This window comes from Helicobacter pylori, assembly GCF_016755635.1.
Classification (GTDB): domain Bacteria; phylum Campylobacterota; class Campylobacteria; order Campylobacterales; family Helicobacteraceae; genus Helicobacter; species Helicobacter pylori_CQ.
In genome coordinates, this window is sequence record NZ_CP051500.1 from 240,995 (window position 1) to 258,668 (window position 17,674).

15 protein-coding genes, 1 tRNA gene and 1 pseudogene are annotated in these 17,674 nt (G+C 39.7%); 10 read left to right on the forward strand and 7 right to left on the reverse strand.

Features of this window, described 5'->3' with window-relative positions; genetic code table 11:
- Positions 1-77 precede the first annotated feature (77 nt).
- From flgS to HG567_RS01160, 3 genes are read right to left on the reverse strand one after another with little or no spacing between them, the layout of a single operon-like run.
- A complete protein-coding gene (flgS, locus tag HG567_RS01150) occupies positions 78-1,223 on the reverse strand; it encodes an acid survival sensor histidine kinase (protein WP_202163865.1) in 1,146 nt (381 codons plus the stop codon).
- Complete coding sequence (locus tag HG567_RS01155) at positions 1,220-1,537, reverse strand: hypothetical protein (RefSeq protein WP_000609410.1); 318 nt, start codon at positions 1,535-1,537, stop codon at positions 1,220-1,222. Before HG567_RS01155 ends, flgS begins: the two co-directional genes overlap by 4 nt.
- Positions 1,534-2,562, reverse strand: coding sequence for a flagellar basal body P-ring protein FlgI (locus HG567_RS01160; RefSeq protein ID WP_097683315.1), 1,029 nt, complete (start codon positions 2,560-2,562; stop codon positions 1,534-1,536). The genes HG567_RS01155 and HG567_RS01160 overlap by 4 nt, the downstream gene beginning before the upstream one ends.
- Before the next feature lie 188 nt (positions 2,563-2,750).
- On the opposite strand from HG567_RS01160, the gene HG567_RS01165 reads away from it, so the two are divergent.
- Genes HG567_RS01165 through HG567_RS01175 form a run of 3 tightly spaced genes read left to right on the forward strand, consistent with a single transcriptional unit; the run spans position 2,751 to position 5,884 of the window.
- The gene (locus HG567_RS01165) at positions 2,751-4,229 is read left to right on the forward strand and encodes a DEAD/DEAH box helicase (protein WP_202163866.1); all 1,479 of its coding nucleotides are present in this window, start codon (positions 2,751-2,753) and stop codon (positions 4,227-4,229) included.
- Positions 4,230-4,249: 20 nt separating this feature from the next.
- Positions 4,250-5,338 carry a prohibitin family protein gene (locus HG567_RS01170; RefSeq protein WP_039087907.1) on the forward strand — a complete coding sequence of 363 codons (1,089 nt, stop codon included), beginning with the start codon at positions 4,250-4,252 and terminating at the stop codon, positions 5,336-5,338.
- Positions 5,339-5,344: 6 nt separating this feature from the next.
- Positions 5,345-5,884 carry a DUF2393 domain-containing protein gene (locus tag HG567_RS01175; RefSeq protein ID WP_202139880.1) on the forward strand — a complete coding sequence of 180 codons (540 nt, stop codon included), beginning with the start codon at positions 5,345-5,347 and terminating at the stop codon, positions 5,882-5,884.
- A gap of 82 nt (positions 5,885-5,966) precedes the next feature.
- On the opposite strand, the gene HG567_RS01180 is transcribed toward HG567_RS01175, so the two are convergent.
- The 3 genes and pseudogenes from HG567_RS01180 to HG567_RS01190 all read right to left on the reverse strand — a co-directional run bounded on the left by HG567_RS01180 (position 5,967) and on the right by HG567_RS01190 (position 8,727).
- The gene (locus tag HG567_RS01180) at positions 5,967-7,517 is read right to left on the reverse strand and encodes a dipeptide ABC transporter ATP-binding protein (RefSeq protein ID WP_202139881.1); all 1,551 of its coding nucleotides are present in this window, start codon (positions 7,515-7,517) and stop codon (positions 5,967-5,969) included.
- A gap of 9 nt (positions 7,518-7,526) precedes the next feature.
- A pseudogene (locus HG567_RS01185) lies at positions 7,527-8,548 on the reverse strand (ABC transporter permease).
- A 103-nt stretch (positions 8,549-8,651) separates the two neighbouring features.
- Positions 8,652-8,727 (reverse strand) — tRNA-Ala (locus HG567_RS01190).
- Positions 8,728-8,885: 158 nt separating this feature from the next.
- On the opposite strand from HG567_RS01190, the gene hopF reads away from it, so the two are divergent.
- The 7 genes from hopF to xseA all read left to right on the forward strand — a co-directional run bounded on the left by hopF (position 8,886) and on the right by xseA (position 16,495).
- Entirely contained in the window at positions 8,886-10,334 is a 1,449-nt protein-coding gene (hopF, locus tag HG567_RS01195; RefSeq protein ID WP_202163867.1) for a Hop family outer membrane protein HopF, read from the forward strand.
- A gap of 12 nt (positions 10,335-10,346) precedes the next feature.
- Positions 10,347-11,762 (forward strand): Hop family outer membrane protein HopG, encoded by a 1,416-nt coding sequence (gene hopG / locus HG567_RS01200; RefSeq protein ID WP_202163868.1) that lies wholly within the window; start codon positions 10,347-10,349, stop codon positions 11,760-11,762.
- A gap of 99 nt (positions 11,763-11,861) precedes the next feature.
- Positions 11,862-13,097 (forward strand): adenylosuccinate synthase, encoded by a 1,236-nt coding sequence (purA, locus tag HG567_RS01205; protein ID WP_202163869.1) that lies wholly within the window; start codon positions 11,862-11,864, stop codon positions 13,095-13,097.
- Complete coding sequence (locus HG567_RS01210; RefSeq protein ID WP_000712811.1) at positions 13,094-13,522, forward strand: flagellar export protein FliJ; 429 nt, start codon at positions 13,094-13,096, stop codon at positions 13,520-13,522. Before purA ends, HG567_RS01210 begins: the two co-directional genes overlap by 4 nt.
- The gene (locus HG567_RS01215) at positions 13,515-14,174 is read left to right on the forward strand and encodes a MotE family protein (RefSeq protein ID WP_202139885.1); all 660 of its coding nucleotides are present in this window, start codon (positions 13,515-13,517) and stop codon (positions 14,172-14,174) included. The genes HG567_RS01210 and HG567_RS01215 overlap by 8 nt, the downstream gene beginning before the upstream one ends.
- Positions 14,174-15,220, forward strand: coding sequence for an RIP metalloprotease RseP (gene rseP / locus HG567_RS01220; RefSeq protein WP_202139886.1), 1,047 nt, complete (start codon positions 14,174-14,176; stop codon positions 15,218-15,220). Before HG567_RS01215 ends, rseP begins: the two co-directional genes overlap by 1 nt.
- Positions 15,221-15,232: 12 nt before the next feature.
- Entirely contained in the window at positions 15,233-16,495 is a 1,263-nt protein-coding gene (xseA, locus tag HG567_RS01225) for an exodeoxyribonuclease VII large subunit (RefSeq protein WP_202139887.1), read from the forward strand.
- 18 nt (positions 16,496-16,513) lie between these two features.
- Here the strand turns inward: xseA and HG567_RS01230 are convergent, their stop codons facing one another.
- On the reverse strand, positions 16,514-17,668 hold the full coding sequence (locus HG567_RS01230) for a DNA methyltransferase (RefSeq protein ID WP_202140215.1): 1,155 nt from the start codon (positions 17,666-17,668) through the stop codon (positions 16,514-16,516).
- Between the last annotated feature and the right edge of the window lie 6 nt (positions 17,669-17,674).

Genomic DNA, 17,674 nt, shown 5'->3' on the forward strand with positions numbered 1-17,674 from the left:
TCAATTTAATATTATTTAATCTTTTTAAAATTTTGTTTTATAGTAAAACTCATTTTTAAGGGGGATAGTTATCCAAATTAAGAAGCGTTAAGAATCTTAATTTCAAAGGTTTTTTCTTGATTTTCTAATAGCGCAATGCTCCCTTCATGGGCTTTAACCACTTGTAAAGACAGGGCTAACCCTAAGCCGTTACCCTTTAATTTGGTGGTTTCAAAAGGCTCAAATAAAGCGCTTTTGTTTTCCACTTCCTTGCCATTATCAATAATGGTGAAGACGATAAATTCATTTTGAATGAACGCTTCAATTTTGACTTGACCCTGTTCGCTCTCTTCTAAGGCTTCAATCGCATCAATAGCGTTATACAAGAAATTTTGCAACACAATCCCCATTAAATCAAAGTCAAAAAACCCTTCTTCGTCGCTAAAATTAAAAAGAAAATCAATGTCTTTAGAGTAAGTGTAGCAATTTAGGGCTTCTTTGAGATCGCTCTCTAGCGTTTTCAAACTTTGCTTGGTGCGGTTGGCTTGAATGCCTTTAGAAAAAAGCAAGGTGGCTTTAATGATCCTTTCTACGCGCCATAAAGCTTTTTGCAATTCCACAACAATGGGCTTAGTCTTTTCGTTCGCATGCTTTAATAACACCGAAGCTAAAAGAGAGATAGAGCCTACAGGGTTTCTGATCTCATGGGCTAAATGCGCTGAGATTTTCCCCATAGAAGCGAGCCGCTCTTGGCGTTTTTGAGCGCTAATATCGGTTGCGGTGATGATTTGCTTGCCTTGAATGCTGTTTTGTTGGACTAAATAGCTTTTATTTTCATGTTCAATTTCAGTGTTAAAATTTTCTAATTTAGCCTTATTGAACACCTCATGGCTTTGATTGGCTAAAGAATTTTTATAAAAAAAGCTCCCGTTTTCATTCATCACCCAAATCGCTTGCGGTAAAATCTCTATGACCCATTCATAAAGAGCTTTATAATCCTTAAACTCCTTTTCCACCTTGTAGCTTTGTAAAATGAATTGGTTTAAAAGCCCTAGCAATTCTTGCATGTCTTTTTTGTTGGAAAAATTCTCTAATAAATCTTCGCTCTCTTTGGGTTTAAAATTTTCTAATGAAATCACATTGTTTTCGTTTTCCAACAACCCCTTGAAAGAAGAAGCCTTATCAGAGCGTTTCAGATGGGAGCTTTTTAAATAAGGGCGTTTTAAGCGCTTGGATTTTTTCATGGTTTTTGTTTTTCTTGCTCTTTTAAGAAATTAAACAGCATTTCGCTATAGCCAAAATTCCCGCTCAATTCTTTAGAGAGGGTGTCCTTATACATGGACGCATAAATCTCATCACCTGGGGCTTTAGGATACAAGGGGTTATCCATTTTCATAGCAGTATCTAGCATGAATTTTAAAAGCAACGCTTCAAAAGAATCGGTTTGCTCTTTGAGGAGCTTGTCGTTTTTATTTTGAGCCAGCGCTTTTAATTTCTCTTCACTCGCTAATTTAGAAACGTTGTATTGCTCTAACATGGCTTTATTGTTGTTTATCATAGTATCTCCATTTCAGCGCTAATCGCGCCGCTTTTTTTTAGGGCTTGCAGGATTGAAACCATCCCCTTAGCGCTCACGCCAATTTTTTGTAAGGCTTTTACCACCCCGGCAATGGTGATGTTTTTCCCGTTAGAGCTCAGCGTGTTATGAGCGGTGTCTAAAGACATGTTATTGTCTAAATCCTGCGTGTTTTTAGAATCACTTAAAGGCTCTTTAGTGATTTTAAGCGTGATGTCTTGGCTTGTAACCACTATAGGATGCACTATTATATCCACTCCTGAAACGATCGTGCCTGATTTTTCATCTACAATGATCTTATTTTTCGCGCTGTAATTAATAGGGATTTCTTGCACTAAGGCTAAAAACTCCACCATAGAAAGACGCTCTGGGCGAGTGATTTGAATGGTTTTTGGATCTAGTGCTATGGCTACTTTATTGCCAAATACTTTATTTAGGGTGTTTTGCACTTGGATAGCGTTTTTAAAATTGGGGTTTTTCAGGCTTAAAGTCATGGCGTTTTTGTGGAACAAATCATACGAAACTTCCCTTTCAATAGTCGCTCCGTTGATGATATTGGCTGAGAGCAAGTTATTAGAATTGCCCGAAACGATAGCCCCTTGAGCGAGGGCGTAAATATTCCCATCTACCGCATTTAAAGGAGTCATCACCAAAGTCCCTCCTTGAATGGATTTCGCATCGCCAATAGAAGAAATGTGAATATCAATTTTATCGCCCTGTCTTGCAAAGGGGGGCAAGGAGGCTGTAATCATCACGGCAGCGACATTTTTAGATTTAATATCATCTGCAGAGATCTTAACATTCACGCTCTCTAGCATGTTAGAAATGGATTGCATGGTGAATTTTGAGCCGGATTTATCCCCTGTGCCATTTAAGCCAATCACAAGCCCATAGCCAATCAGCTGGTTATCCCTTACGCCCACCACGCTCGCTATATCGCCTATTTTTTCGGCCAAAAGCTTGTGAAAGGCTAATACAAAAATAAGCCACAAAAACACCCGTTTCAATCAAACCCTTTCTTTATTCCTTAATTCTAATTATTTTAGCATAAGCCTTTTATAAAAACTTTAAACTTAATTGAGCGCATTTTTATGCTATACTCAAAAATCTTATAAACTTTAAATCAAAGATTTTAATTTTAGCCTTTTATTAACTTTTTATAAAGTTTCAAATTAAATTGAGGTATGAATCTCCCATGGAATTGAATCAACCACCACTCCCTACAGAAATTGATGATGACGCTTATCATAAGCCGAGTTTTAATGATTTGGGCTTAAAAGAATCGGTTTTAAAATCCGTTTATGAAGCCGGCTTCACTTCCCCAAGCTCCATTCAAGAAAAGGCCATTCCAGCTGTTTTACAAGGCCGAGATGTCATCGCGCAAGCCCAAACAGGCACAGGAAAAACCGCCGCTTTCGCTCTGCCCATTATCAACAACCTTAAAAACAACCACACCATAGAGGCCTTAGTGATCACGCCCACTAGAGAATTAGCCATGCAAATTAGCGATGAGATTTTTAAATTGGGCAAACACACCAGGACTAAAACCGTGTGCGTGTATGGAGGCCAGAGCGTTAAAAAACAATGCGAATTCATTAAGAAAAACCCCCAAGTGATGATCGCTACACCAGGAAGACTGCTCGATCACTTAAAAAACGAACGCATCCATAAATTTGTGCCTAAAGTGGTCGTTTTAGATGAAAGCGATGAAATGCTGGATATGGGGTTTTTAGACGATATTGAAGAGATTTTTGACTACCTCCCTAGCGAAGCACAGATTTTGCTTTTTTCAGCCACGATGCCAGAGCCGATTAAAAGACTAGCGGATAGGATTTTAGAAAACCCTATTAAAATCCATATCGCTCCTTCTAATATCACTAACACTGACATCACCCAACGCTTTTATGTGATCAATGAGCATGAGAGGGCCGAAGCGATCATGCGCCTTTTAGACACTCAAGCGCCCAAAAAGAGCATCGTTTTCACGCGCACCAAAAAAGAGGCCGATGAATTGCACCAATTCCTTGCTTCTAAAAATTACAAAAGCACCGCCTTGCATGGGGATATGGATCAAAGGGATCGGCGCGCTTCTATCATGGCGTTTAAAAAAAATGACGCTGATGTGTTGGTGGCTACAGATGTGGCGAGCCGTGGGTTAGATATTAGCGGTGTAAGCCATGTGTTCAATTACCACTTGCCCCTAAATACCGAGAGCTATATCCATCGCATCGGGAGAACCGGGCGAGCGGGCAAAAAAGGCATGGCGATCACTTTAGTAACCCCCTTAGAATACAAAGAGCTTTTACGCATGCAAAAAGAAATTGATTCAGAGATTGAACTTTTTGAAATCCCCACCATTAACGAAAATCAGATCATCAAAACCTTACATGACGCTAAAGTGTCTGAAGGGATCATCAGCCTTTATGAACAGCTTACCGAAATTTTTGAGCCGTCTCAATTGGTTTTAAAACTTTTGAGTTTGCAGTTTGAAACCAGTAAAATTGGCTTGAACCAACAAGAAATTGATGCGATTCAAAACCCTAAAGAAAAAACGCCAAAACCCTCTAACAAAAAAACGCACCCGCATGAGCGAGCACGTTCTTTCAAAAAGGGCCATTACAGAGAAAAAGGCTCTAAAACGAACCACCATTCTAAAAAACCCAAACGCCGTTAAAATATTTAAAAAGGAAATTCATGCCCATTGATTTGAACGAACATTTAAAAAAGAAAAATCCTCAAAGAGAAACCCCCATGCCTAATACGCCTAATAATGGGGGGCGTTTCATCCCGCCGTCTAACTCTTTTAATTCTAAAAAACTATCGGTTTTAATCGTCATTGTCCTTTTAGGCGTTATCGCTTTTTTGGCTAAGCCTTTTGAAGTGATTAGCTCAGGAGAAATTGGCATTAAGATCACCGCCGGGAAATACGAACCCACCCCCTTACAGCCAGGAATCCACTTTTTTGTGCCTATCATTCAAGACATTCTCATTGTGGATACAAGGATCAGGAATATCAATTTTTCACGCACCGAAGACATGGGCGTGGCGGGTAAAAACCAAGGGATTTTTAGAAACGACGCTATTAATGTGATGGATAGCAGGGGTTTGACCGTTTCTATTGAGCTCACCGTGCAATACCGCCTAAACCCCCAAACCACCCCCCAAACGATCGCTACTTATGGCTTATCTTGGGAGCAAAAAATCATCAACCCTGTGGTGCGCGATGTGGTGCGCTCTGTGGTGGGGCGCTATCCGGCTGAAGATTTACCCATTAAGCGCAATGAAATCGCTGCTCTTATCAATAGCGGTATCAATAAAGAAGTTTCTAAGCTCCCTAACACCCCTGTGGAATTAAGCTCTATCCAATTGAGAGAAATCGTCTTGCCCGCTAAGATCAAAGAGCAAATTGAAAAAGTCCAAATCGCGCGCCAAGAATCAGAAAGGGTGAAATACGAGGTGGAGCGCTCCAAGCAAGAAGCTCAAAAACAAGCCGCTTTGGCTAAAGGGGAAGCGGACGCTAACAGGATTAAGGCTCAGGGCGTGGCTGATGCGATCGTGATTGAGGCTAAGGCAAAATCTCAAGCTAATTTAAGCATTTCGCAAAGCTTGAGCGACAAACTTTTAAGACTGCGCCAAATTGAAGTTCAAGGCCAGTTTAATGAAGCGTTAAAAACGAACAATAACGCTCAAATCATGCTCACTCCAGGCGGGGCTGTGCCTAATATTTGGATTGACACTAAAAGCAAGGTTAAATCTAGTATCGCTGAGACCAAAGAGCCTTAAAAACGCATGGCATCTCTTGCCTTTATCCAAGCTTTTTTGGAGTCTTTTAAGGGATTTTTAAGCCAAGCGACTTTAATTAGCGTTTTGATAGCGAGCGTTTTAATCCTTTTTTGCGCAGTTTTGCTCCTTTTGGCTTTGCTTTTAAGAAACCGCATAGCTAGCTATATGGCAACAGCAGCTTTTTTGGGCGCGTTTTTAAGCATGCCTTTTGTTTTGAATATTTTACTCACTCAAGCGATTTACCCCATAGAAACACGCATTTTACACGCTAACCCTTTAAGTTATAGCAACGCCTTTTCTTTGCAAGTGGGAGTCAAAAACAATTCCAAATTTACTTTAAACAAATGCGTTTTACGCCTAGAAGTGCTTAAAAACCCTCACAATTTTGTAGAAGAACATGCGTTTAAATGGTTTGTCAAAAAAAGCTATGAAAAAACCTTTAAAGAAAAGATTTTGCCTGAAGAATCCAAGGTCTTTTCATTCTTTATTGACAACTACCCTCATTCAAAAACAGCCCCCTATCAAGTTTCTTTGTTTTGTTTATAAAAAACTAAAAGATAACGCCCAAGATAACATTCATTAAAAAAGCGATTAAAAACGCTAAAGGCATGAATTTTAGAATAAAGCTTTAAAGCCTGGACTCCAACAAACGCTTCGTATAAGCGTGCTTAGGGTTGTCAAACACCTCTTCAATAGCGCCCATTTCTACGACTTTCCCCTCACTTATCACTAACACCTTATCGCAAAACGCTTTGATCACATCTAAATCATGGCTGATAAACAAATAGCTCAAATCCTGCTTTTCTTGTAAATCCAACAACAATTCCAACACGCTTTTTTGAATGCTTTTATCTAAAGCAGAAGTGGGCTCATCTAAAAGAATGATTTTAGGTTTTAAGGCAATCGCTCTAGCGATCGCTACTCTTTGGCGCTCCCCTCCACTGAGTTCATAAGCGTAAAAGTTAAGCAATTCAGGGTTTAAACACACTTCTTCTAAACAAAGTTTTGCTAAATGGTGCCATTCTTCTTTGGAAGCTTTAGGGTAAGCAAAGCGTAAAGCTTCTATTAAAATGCTTTGAATGCTTAAGCGAGGGTTTAACGATGCGTAAGGATCTTGAAACACCATTTGCAAGATCTTGCGGTAGGGTTTGAACGCCTTAGAATTTAAAGATCCCACGCTTTGGCCTAAAATCTTTTCTTCCCCGCTGTTTAGAGCGAGTTTTAAAAGCCCTAACGCTAGAGAGCTTTTCCCGCTCCCGCTTTCGCCAATGATGCCGATGTTTTCTTTGGCTTTGAGGGAAAAACTGACTGATGCGATAAGGGGTTTTTTTAAAGAAGGCCTAAAAAAGCGTTTTTGCAAGTAATAAACGCTAAAATCTTCCACCTCTAAAAGCGTCTCGTCTAGCGCTTTTAAATTTTTAGCGGGCAAGTTTGAAGCTTGAATCAAGAGTTTTGAATATTCGTGCTTAGGGTCATTAAAAAGATCTTTAGTCAAATTGGTTTCTACTATCTCGCCTTTTTTTAACACATAAACCCTATCAGCCAAGCGTTTGACCGCTTTTAAATCATGGCTAATGAATAAAAGGGCGATGTTTTTTTCCGCGCTCAATTGCTTGAGCAAGTCTAAAATCTGGTTTTGGATTTGCGCATCTAATGCGGTGGTAGGCTCATCGCAAATGAGCAATTTGGGCGCATTAATAATGCCCATAGCGATACACACCCTTTGGCGCTGCCCTCCGCTCAACTCATAAGGGTAACGATCCAAAAATTTTTCATCTAATTGGACTTGTTTCATGGCGTTTAAAACTTTTTCTTTAAGGAGCGTTTTAGAAGCGTTTTTATGGTGTAAAAAATAGGCTTCACTCATTTGCTTGCCGATTTTATGCAAGGGGTTCAGGCTGGATAGGGGGTCTTGAGCGATGTAAGCGATAATATTTCCCCTTAAATGTTGCATAAATTCTTCGCTTTCTTTTAAAAGGTTGGTTGTTTCAAACAGCACTTCGCCATTATGGGGTTTGAATCTGGGGTTTAAACGCATGATGATATTAGCGATAGAGCTTTTCCCGCTCCCGCTCTCGCCCACGATCGCCACCCTTTCGCTAGGATTTAACGAAATATGGATGTTTTGGAGCGAAAAATGCGCGTTTAAAACGCAGTTCAAGTTTTTGATTTCTAGCATGTAACCCCCTTATTTGAGCATGTTAGCGTTGAAAGCATCGCGCACCCCTTCGCCAATGAACACCAAAACAGAAAGCAACAAGCTAATGGCTACAAACGCAACGATGGCTAAATGGGGCGTGGTGAGGTTATCTTTGCCTTGATTGACTAATTCTCCCAAACTCGCGCTCCCTATAGGCATGCCAAAACCCAAGAAATCCAAAGACACTAAAGTAGAAATGCTAGCCGCCATTAAAAACGGCACATAAGTGATCGTCGCCACTAAAGCGTTGGGTAAAACATGGTAGAAAATGATTTTTAAATCATTCACCCCAAGCGCTCTAGCGGCTTTGGTGTAGTCCATGTTCCTTGCTTTTAAAAACTCCGTGCGCACGACTTGAGAAAGCCCCATCCAGCTAAAGAGCAAGACTAAAAATAAAATGATCCAAAAATTAGAATTAAACGCGCTAGAAATCACAATGAGTAAAAAAAGCATAGGGATCGCGCTCCAAATCTCGCTCAACCTTTGCCCCACTAAGTCAATCAAGCCTCCATAATACCCCTGAAACGCTCCCAAACTCACGCCAATAAGAACGCTAAAAAGGGTGAGTAAAATCCCAAACACTAACGAAACACGATAGCCATAAACCAGTCTGGCTAACACATCTCTGGCTTGATCGTCTGTGCCTAAAAGGTGTTTGAAGCTTGGGGGGTGGGGGCAGGCGAGTCTAAATCCATAATGATCGTATCGTAGCTATAAGGGATGAGTGCATGGATGATGAAAGCGTCTTTTAAAAGCGTGTTTTTCACATAAGGATCGTTATAATCTGTAGGGGTGAAAAAATCGCCTCCAAACTCCACTTCCGCATAATTTTTAAACATGGGGAAATACGCCTTATTGTCTTTATAGATGAATAAGGGGCGATCATTCACCCACAAGGGGGCTAAAAGAGAAAGCACTAATAAAGCGATAAAAAGATAGAGCGAAAACACCGCCCGCTTATTCTTTTTAAAACTAAGAATGCGCATTTTAAACAAACTGCTCACGCTCAAACTCCCTTGATGAAAAACAATTCCTAAGATTATAATTAATTATGGGTAATACTAGCAAGAAAACGGGTTTGATTCATAAAAAGAAAAAGGATAAGCGTAATGATGGTGGAGTGTAGGGGGTTCGAACCCCTGACCTCAACGCTGCCAGCGTTGCGCTCTCCCAACTGAGCTAACACCCCAAATAAAATTAAGCGAGCATTATAACATTTTGCTTAAAAGATGTCAATTTGATGCTTTTTTGAAACACTTAATAGCAAATTAAGAATGATTATCTTAAAATTAGAGAGTTTCTTTTATGGATTAAGTAAAATCACTTATCAAAGCAAAAAGGATATTTTTGAAAAACCACTCCTTTAAAAAAACGATCGCTCTTTTTTTACTAGCGAGCATGTCTTTGTGCAGGGCTGAAGAAGATGGGGCGTTTTTTGTCATAGATTACCAAACGAGTTTGGCCAGACAGGAATTGAAAAATCCAGGCTTCACCCAAGCGCAAGAATTAAAGCAACTCATTAGAGATGGGGCTGTGAGGTTGCAAACTTCTGCCATTCCTTTATCCTACTACTTGGATATTTTAGGGAATAAAACAAAAATTCTTTTGAGTGAAAGCCTGAAAAACAGCTCACAAACGCAACCATCGCAACCAAACGGACAACCAAACCAGGCCTTAGTCAATTTAGAGAAATCTCTAGAGATTTTAGGAAAACTACTAGATCTATCCCAACAATACGCTTCAGAAGGTGTCATTAAGCCTTTGGTGGTGGATGTAGGGAAAGAACAAATCGGTATCACTGATAGCATGCTCTTAGTGGCTCAAAACATCGTTTTAGCTTTAGGGCAGATGGATTTGAGCAAAATCCAACAAAACAATAACCAACAGCTATACGAAAACATCATGAAAGTCATGCTTTTAGGCGCGGGCGGGACTAATGGAGCGTATAACGGCGTGAGCGTGGGCGATATTGCCACAGGCATGCAAAATTTTTCTTCGCAAACGGGCTTGATAGGGGCTAATTCTACGGTTAGCGAGCTCAACGCTTTGATTAAGAGCGGGATTTCTTTGGATCGTGAGACTTTGGGGTTAGGGAGTTTTATTGAAAAAAATATTTGTAGCAGTGCATCGCCTTGTTTTACTGGGAGTCAGCTTGTTTACAGGAAAGGGCTAGATAGAGTCATAAACATCATTAACGCGAGCTTAGGCCAGTTTGAATCTTCGGCTAGTTCTCTTTATAAGATTTCTTATATCCCTAACCTCTTTTCGCTCAAAGATTACCAGTCAGCGAGCATGAACGGCTTTGGGGCTAAGATGGGTTATAAACAATTTTTCACCCATAAGAAAAATATCGGCTTAAGGTATTACGGGTTTTTGGATTATGGCTATGCGAATTTTGGCGATACGAATTTAAAAGTGGGAGCGAATCTTGTTACTTATGGGGTAGGAACGGATTTTTTATACAATGTGTATGAACGCTCCAGAAGGAGGGAAAGGACTACAATCGGTCTTTTCTTTGGCGCTCAAATTGCAGGGCAAACTTGGAGCACTAATGTAACGAATTTATTGAGTGGGCAAAGGCCTGATGTCAAGTCCAGTTCGTTCCAATTCTTGTTTGATTTGGGCGTGCGCACCAACTTTGCAAAAACCAATTTCAATAAGCACAGGCTAGACCAAGGGATAGAATTTGGGGTGAAAATCCCTGTTATCGCTCATAAATATTTTGCAACCCAGGGCTCAAGCGCGAGCTATATGAGGAATTTTAGCTTCTATGTGGGCTATTCAGTCGGTTTTTAAGGAAGGCTCTTGATGAAAAATACCAATACAAAAGAGATAAAGAATACAAGAATGAAAAAAGGTTATAGTCAATACCATGCACTCAAAAAAGGGCTTTTAAAAACCGCTCTGCTTTTTAGCCTTCCTTTAAGCATGGCGTTAGCTGAAGATAATGGCTTTTATATGGGAGTGGGCTATCAAATCGGCGGCGCGCAACAAAACATCAATAATAAAGGCAGCACCCTAAGGAATAATGTCATTGATGATTTCCGCCAAGTGGGCGTGGGTATGGCAGGGAGTAATGGGCTTTTAGCTTTAGCGACAAACACGACCATGAACGCTCTTTTAGGGATAGGCAATCAAATTGTCAATACTAATACAACTGTTGGCAACAACAACGCAGAATTAACCCAGTTTAAAAAAATACTCCCCCAAATTGAGCAACGCTTTGAGACAAATAAAAACGCTTATAGCGTTCAAGCTTTGCAAGTGTATTTGAGTAATGTGCTTTATAACTTGGTTAATAATAGTAATAATGGCGGTCATAATGGAGTAGTTCCTGAATATGTAGGGATTATAAAAGTTCTCTATGGTTCTCAAAATGAATTCAGTCTCTTAGCCACGGAGAGTGTGGCACTTTTAAACGCGCTTACAAGGGTGAATCTGAATAGCAATTCGGTGTTTTTAAAAGGGCTTTTAGCCCAAATGCAGCTTTTTAATGACACTTCTTCAGCAAAGCTAGGCCAGATCGCAGCAAGCTTGAATAATGATGGTGCAGGATCAATGCTCCAAAAGGATGTGAAAACCATCTCGGATCGAATCGCTACTTACCAAGAGAATCTAAAACAGCTAGGAGGAATGCTGAATAATTACGATGAGCCCTACTTGCCCCAATTTGGGCCAGGCAAAAGCTCTCAGCATGGGGTTATTAATGGCTTTGGCATTCAAATGGGCTATAAGCAATTTTTTGGGAGCAAGAGGAATATAGGCTTACGATATTACGCTTTCTTTGATTATGGCTTTACGCAATTGGGCAGTCTTAGCAGCGCTGTTAAAGCGAATATCTTTACTTATGGCGCTGGCACAGACTTTTTATGGAATATTTTTAGAAGGGTTTTTAGCGATCAGTCCTTGAATGTGGGGGTGTTTGGGGGCATTCAAATAGCGGGTAACACTTGGGATAGCTCTTTAAGAGGCCAAATTGAAAACTCGTTTAAAGAATACCCCACTCCCACGAATTTCCAATTTTTATTTAATTTGGGTTTAAGGGCTCATTTTGCCAGCACCATGCACCGCCGGTTTTTGAGCGCGTCTCAAAGCATCCAGCATGGGATGGAATTTGGCGTGAAAATCCCAGCTATCAATCAAAGGTATTTGAGAGCGAATGGAGCCGATGTGGATTACAGGCGTTTGTATGCGTTCTATATCAATTACACGATAGGTTTTTAAGCTCTTTTTAGGGCTTATTAAAGAGGCTTTTTACTTTTTTTTGGTATTCTAACAAGCTTTTAAACAATCCAATCTACTTTGTTTTAAGGATAATATTTTATGGCAGATGTCGTTGTGGGGATCCAGTGGGGAGATGAGGGGAAAGGAAAAATTGTTGATAGGATCGCTAAAGATTATGATTTTGTGGTGCGCTATCAAGGCGGGCATAATGCCGGGCATACCATTGTGCATAAGGGGGTTAAGCATTCTTTGCATTTAATGCCTTCAGGGGTTTTATACCCCAAATGCAAGAACATCATTTCTAGCGCGGTGGTCGTGAGCATTAAGGATTTGTGCGAAGAAATCAGCGCGTTTGAGGATTTAGAAAATCGTTTGTTCATCAGCGACAGAGCCCATGTGATCTTGCATTATCATGCCAAAAAAGACGCTTTTAAAGAAAAATCTCAAAACATCGGCACGACTAAAAAAGGCATAGGCCCTTGCTATGAGGATAAAATGGCAAGGAGTGGGATAAGAATGGGGGATTTATTAGACGATAAAATCTTAGAAGAAAGGCTAAACGCTCATTTCAAAGCCATTGAGCCTTTTAAGGAAGCGTATGATTTGGGCGAGAATTACGAAAAAGATTTGAGAGAGTATTTTAAAACTTACGCTCCAAAAATTTGCCCCTTTATCAAAGACACGACAAGCATGCTGATAGAAGCGAACCAAAAGGGTGAAAAAATCCTACTAGAAGGGGCGCAAGGCACGCTTTTAGACATTGATTTAGGGACTTACCCTTTTGTAACAAGCTCTAACACCACGAGCGCTAGTGCTTGCGTGAGCACCGGCTTAAACCCTAAAGCGATCAATGAAGTGATAGGCATCACGAAAGCCTATTCCACTCGTGTGGGTAATGGGCCTTTCCCTAGCGAAGACACTACACCCATGGGCGATCATTTAAGGACTAAGGGCGCAGAGTTTGGCACGACAACCAAACGCCCACGGCGTTGCGGGTGGCTGGATGTGGTGGCTTTAAAATACGCTTGCGCTTTGAATGGTTGCACGCAATTAGCTTTAATGAAATTAGATGTTTTAGATGGGATTGAAACGATTAAGGTGTGCGTGGCTTATGAAAGAAAGGGCGAAAGATTAGAGGCTTTCCCTAGCGATTTGAGAGATTGTGCGCCGATCTATCAAACTTTTAAAGGCTGGGAAAAAAGCGTGGGCGTGAGAAAATTAGACGATTTAGAGCCAAACGCTAGAGAGTATATCCGTTTTATTGAAAAAGAAGTGGGGGTAAAAATCCGCCTTATTTCTACAAGCCCTGAAAGAGAAGACACGATTTTTCTATGAAAAAATTCGCTTCTGTATTGGTGCAATTAAAAACCCTTGCGTTAGAAAAAATAGAGCAAAAGCTTGAAAGCAAGCGTTTGGAATGGCAGCAAAATGAGCGAGAAATTTTGGACAAACAAGCTCAACTGAGTGCGTTTAAAAACCCTGAATTGGGGGGAATGAGCCTTTTTTTACAAACCCAGCAATTAAAAAGCGCTTTAAGAATGGAGATAGAATATTACCAACAAGAAAGCGAGAATTTAATTAAGGATTTAAAAATTTTAGAAAAAGAGTATCTTTTGGCTAACCAGGAATTAGAAAAAGCTAAAATCATTTTAGAAAATGAAAAGCGAAAAGAAAAGGAAATTTTGGAAAAAAAAGAGCAGGCTCTTTTAGACGAAAACGCCATGATTTTACACTGGCAAAAAGAGGGCTTGCATGCGTAAAATCTTGTTAATGGGCTTGATTTTTCAAGCGCTCTTTGGCGAAGAAGCCGCGCAAGAATTGTTGCAATGCTCTGCGATTTTTGAATCTAAAAAAGCCGAATTGAAAGACGATTTGCGCCGATTGAGTGAAAAAGAGCAGTCTTTAAGGATCTTACAAACCGAAAACGCCCGCCTTTTAGATGAAAAAAACGATCTGTTAAACAAAAAAGAAAAAGAAGTGGAAGAAAAACTGAAAAAATTAGCCGCTAAAGAAGAAGCCTTTAAAACCTTACAAACGGAAGAAAAAAAGCGCCTTAAAAATTTGATAGAAGAAAACGAAGGCATTTTAAGAGGAATCAAGCAGGCTAAAGATAGCAAGATTGGCGAGACTTACTCTAAAATGAAAGATTCTAAGTCCGCCTTGATTTTAGAAAATCTACCCACTCAAAACGCCTTAGAAATTTTAATGGCGCTAAAACCCCAAGAACTCGGTAAAATTTTAGCCAAAATGGATCCTAAAAAAGCGGCGGCTTTGACGGAGTTGTGGCAAAAACCCCTAAAAGAAAATAAAGAAATCCCAAAGACCATAGCACCCACGCCTCCCATAGCACCCACGCCTTCAAAAGAGCCGATGATAAAAGATCCTAACACCAAAGAGCCTGCAGGGGTATGATGTTCATTGTAGCGGTTTTGATGCTGGCGTTTTTAATCTTTGTCCATGAATTAGGGCATTTCACTATCGCTAGGATTTGTGGGGTGAAGGTAGAAGTTTTTAGCATTGGTTTTGGTAAAAAACTCTGTTTTTTTAAGCTTTTTGGCACGCAATTCGCTTTGTCTTTGATCCCGCTTGGGGGCTATGTGAAATTAAAGGGCATGGATAAAGAAGAAAATGAAACGAATGAAAGCGCGAATGATAGTTACGCGCAAAAAAGCCCTTTCCAAAAGCTATGGATACTATTTGGAGGGGCGTTTTTTAATTTTCTTTTTGCGATTTTAGTGTATTTTTTTCTGGCATTGGGTGGGGAAAAAGTCTTACTGCCCGTCATTGGCGATTTAGAAAAAAACGCGCTAGAAGCCGGGCTATTAAAGGGGGATAAAATCCTTTCTATCAACCACAAACAAATAGCGAGTTTTAGAGAGATTAGAAGCGTAGTGGCGCATGCTAAGGGCGAGTTGGTTTTAGAAATAGAGCGCAACCATCAGATTTTAGAAAAACGACTGACCCCTAAAATCGTGGCGCTGATAAGCGATTCTAATAATCCTAATGAAATCATCAAATATAAAGTAATAGGCATTAAACCAGACATGCAAAAAACAGGCGTTATCTCTTATTCCTTGTTTCAAGCGTTTGAAAAGGCCTTGAGTCGGTTTAAAGAGGGCGTTGTCTTGATTGGGGATTCTTTAAGGCGTTTGATTATAGGGAGCGCTTCAGTTAAAGAATTGAGCGGGGTGGTAGGCATTGTGGGAGCGTTAAGCCATGCGAGTAGTGTGAGCATGCTTTTGTTGTTTGGGGCGTTTTTGTCTATCAATTTAGGGATTTTAAATTTATTACCCATTCCAGCGTTGGATGGGGCGCAAATGTTAGGGGTTGTTTTTAAAAATATTTTTAAGATCACTTTGCCGGCGTTTATGCAAAATGCGTTGTGGCTAGCGGGTGTGGGGTTTTTGGTTTTTATCATGTTTTTAGGGCTTTTCAATGACATCGCTCGTTTGCTATAAAAGGGGGAGTTGGTGGATGTATTGAGCGTGAGCGAAATCAATGCGCAAATCAAAGCCCTTTTAGAAGCGACTTTTTTGCAAGTTAGGGTTCAAGGGGAAGTGAGTAATTTGACAATCCATAAGGTGAGCGGCCATGCGTATTTTTCGCTCAAAGACAGCCAGTCAGTCATCAGATGCGTGCTGTTTAAAGGGAATGCTAACAGGCTCAAATTCGCTTTAAAAGAAGGGCAGGAAGTAGTTGTTTTTGGGGGTGTTAGCGTGTATGTTCCAAGGGGGGACTATCAAATCAATTGCTTTGAAATAGAACCTAAAGATATAGGTTCATTAACCCTAGCTTTAGAGCAATTGAAAGAAAAATTACGCCTTAAGGGCTATTTTGATGAAGCCAATAAATTACCCAAACCGCATTTTCCTAAACGAGTGGCAGTCATCACTTCTCAAAATTCAGCCGCTTGGGCGGACATGAAAAAGATCGCTTCCAAACGATGGCCGATGTGCGAATTGGTTTGCATCAATGCGTTAATGCAAGGGGAGGGCTGCGTTCAAAGCGTGGTGGAGAGCATCGCTTATGCGGATAGTTTTCATGGCACAAAAAACGCTTTTGATGCGATTGTGGTGGCTAGGGGTGGGGGGAGCATGGAGGATTTGTATTCTTTCAATGATGAGAAAATCGCTGATGCATTGCATTTGGCTAAAACTTTCAGCATGTCAGCTATTGGGCATGAGAGCGATTTTTTATTGAGCGATTTGGTAGCGGATTTAAGGGCTTCTACGCCTTCAAACGCGATGGAGATTTTACTCCCTAGTAGCGATGAATGGTTGCAAAGACTTGATGGGTTTAATTTGAAATTGCACCGCTCTTTTAAAATTTTGCTCCATCAAAAAAAGGCGCATTTAGAGCATTTAGAGGCTTCTTTAAAACGATTGAGTTTTGAAAACAAGCACCATTTAAACGCTCTAAAGCTAGAGAAACTAAAAATCGCACTAGAAAATAAAACCCTAGAATTTTTACGCTTTAAAAAAACGCTTTTAGAAAAAATCTCTACTCAAACATTAACAAGCCCTTTTTTACAAACTAAAACAGAGCGATTAAACAGGCTAGAAAACGCCCTTAAACTCGCTCATGCAAATTTGAAATTACCCCAATTTGGGGCGTTTGTGAGCAAAAATAACCAAGCGATAGAATTAGAGGTATTAAAAAGGGGCGATAAAATTGAATTGAGTAATGAAAAAGCCAGAGCGAGCGCTGAAATTTTAAGTGTGGATAGGGTGTAGGGGTTTGAAAAATAATATTTAAAATAAAATAGATTTTGTTTTTAAAATTTCGTATTCACTTCTTTTAACAATCTTTTCTAAACGCGATAGCATGATGTTTGAAATCGTGTTTTTATACCCCTTGTTTTTCAAAATGCTAGCAGCTTGTGGGTTATTTTTAATTTTTTCTTCTTTTTGGCACAAATAAAAAGACCAATTCAAATAATAATCCTTATTAACTTCTATAACCGCTTGCGCTGTTGTCCCGCTACCTGCAAAAAAATCTAAAATAACAGAATCTTTAGGGGTGGAGCATAATAATAAATATTTAATCAATGCTACAGGTTTTGGCGTCTTAAAAAGCCCCTTTAAGCCTAATTTTTCTAAATCTTTTGTGCCTTGTCGGCTATAAAAATCCAACACGCTCAAACAATTATCTTGCGATTCTTTTAAGTAATATTTTTCATAAGGGCGATTATTCTTAAAAATAAGCCTGTTTTGATAATATAACTCCTTAAGCTTTTCATCGCTGCTCCACCCTCTGCTTTTTAAGGGTTCTAAAAAAAGATTGATTTCTTCTATCGCTACACTGCGTGGGTGTGAAGGCGTGGATAAATCTTTAGCGAAATAAATCTCACCTTTTTCATCCACTAAATTATAATTTTTTAAAAAATTAAAATGTTCTTTTTTAGATAATTCTTTGATTTGTTCTTTTAAGACAAGTTGGGCTTGAGCTTGTCCTTTTTGTTTAAAAACATTCTTAATCGTTCGCATTAAATCTTTTAATGGTTTAGCATAAATGGGCAAAAGCGTTCGTAAGATTTTAAAACCAGGAGCGAACGCTTTATTTTTGGCGTAGCTTAAAACATACTCATGGGTAATATTGATGTGTTTAGCGTTAGATCTTGTGGCTTGTTTAGTGATAAAAGTGCCTAAAAAATTGCGCGTTCCAAAAATTTCATTGGCAATGATTTTAACTTCAGCCATTTTATTATCATCTATAGAAATAAAAAGACAACCGCTTTGTTTTAACACAGCCTTTGCTAAAATCAAATGTTCTTCAATCCATTTTTCATAGTCAGCATGAGCGTCTTCATATTCAAAGTTAGAACTCTTGGTGTTATAAGGGGGATCTATATAGATAGTTTGGATGCTTTCTTTTTCTATCCTTTTCAAACACTCCAAAGCTTCCATGATAAA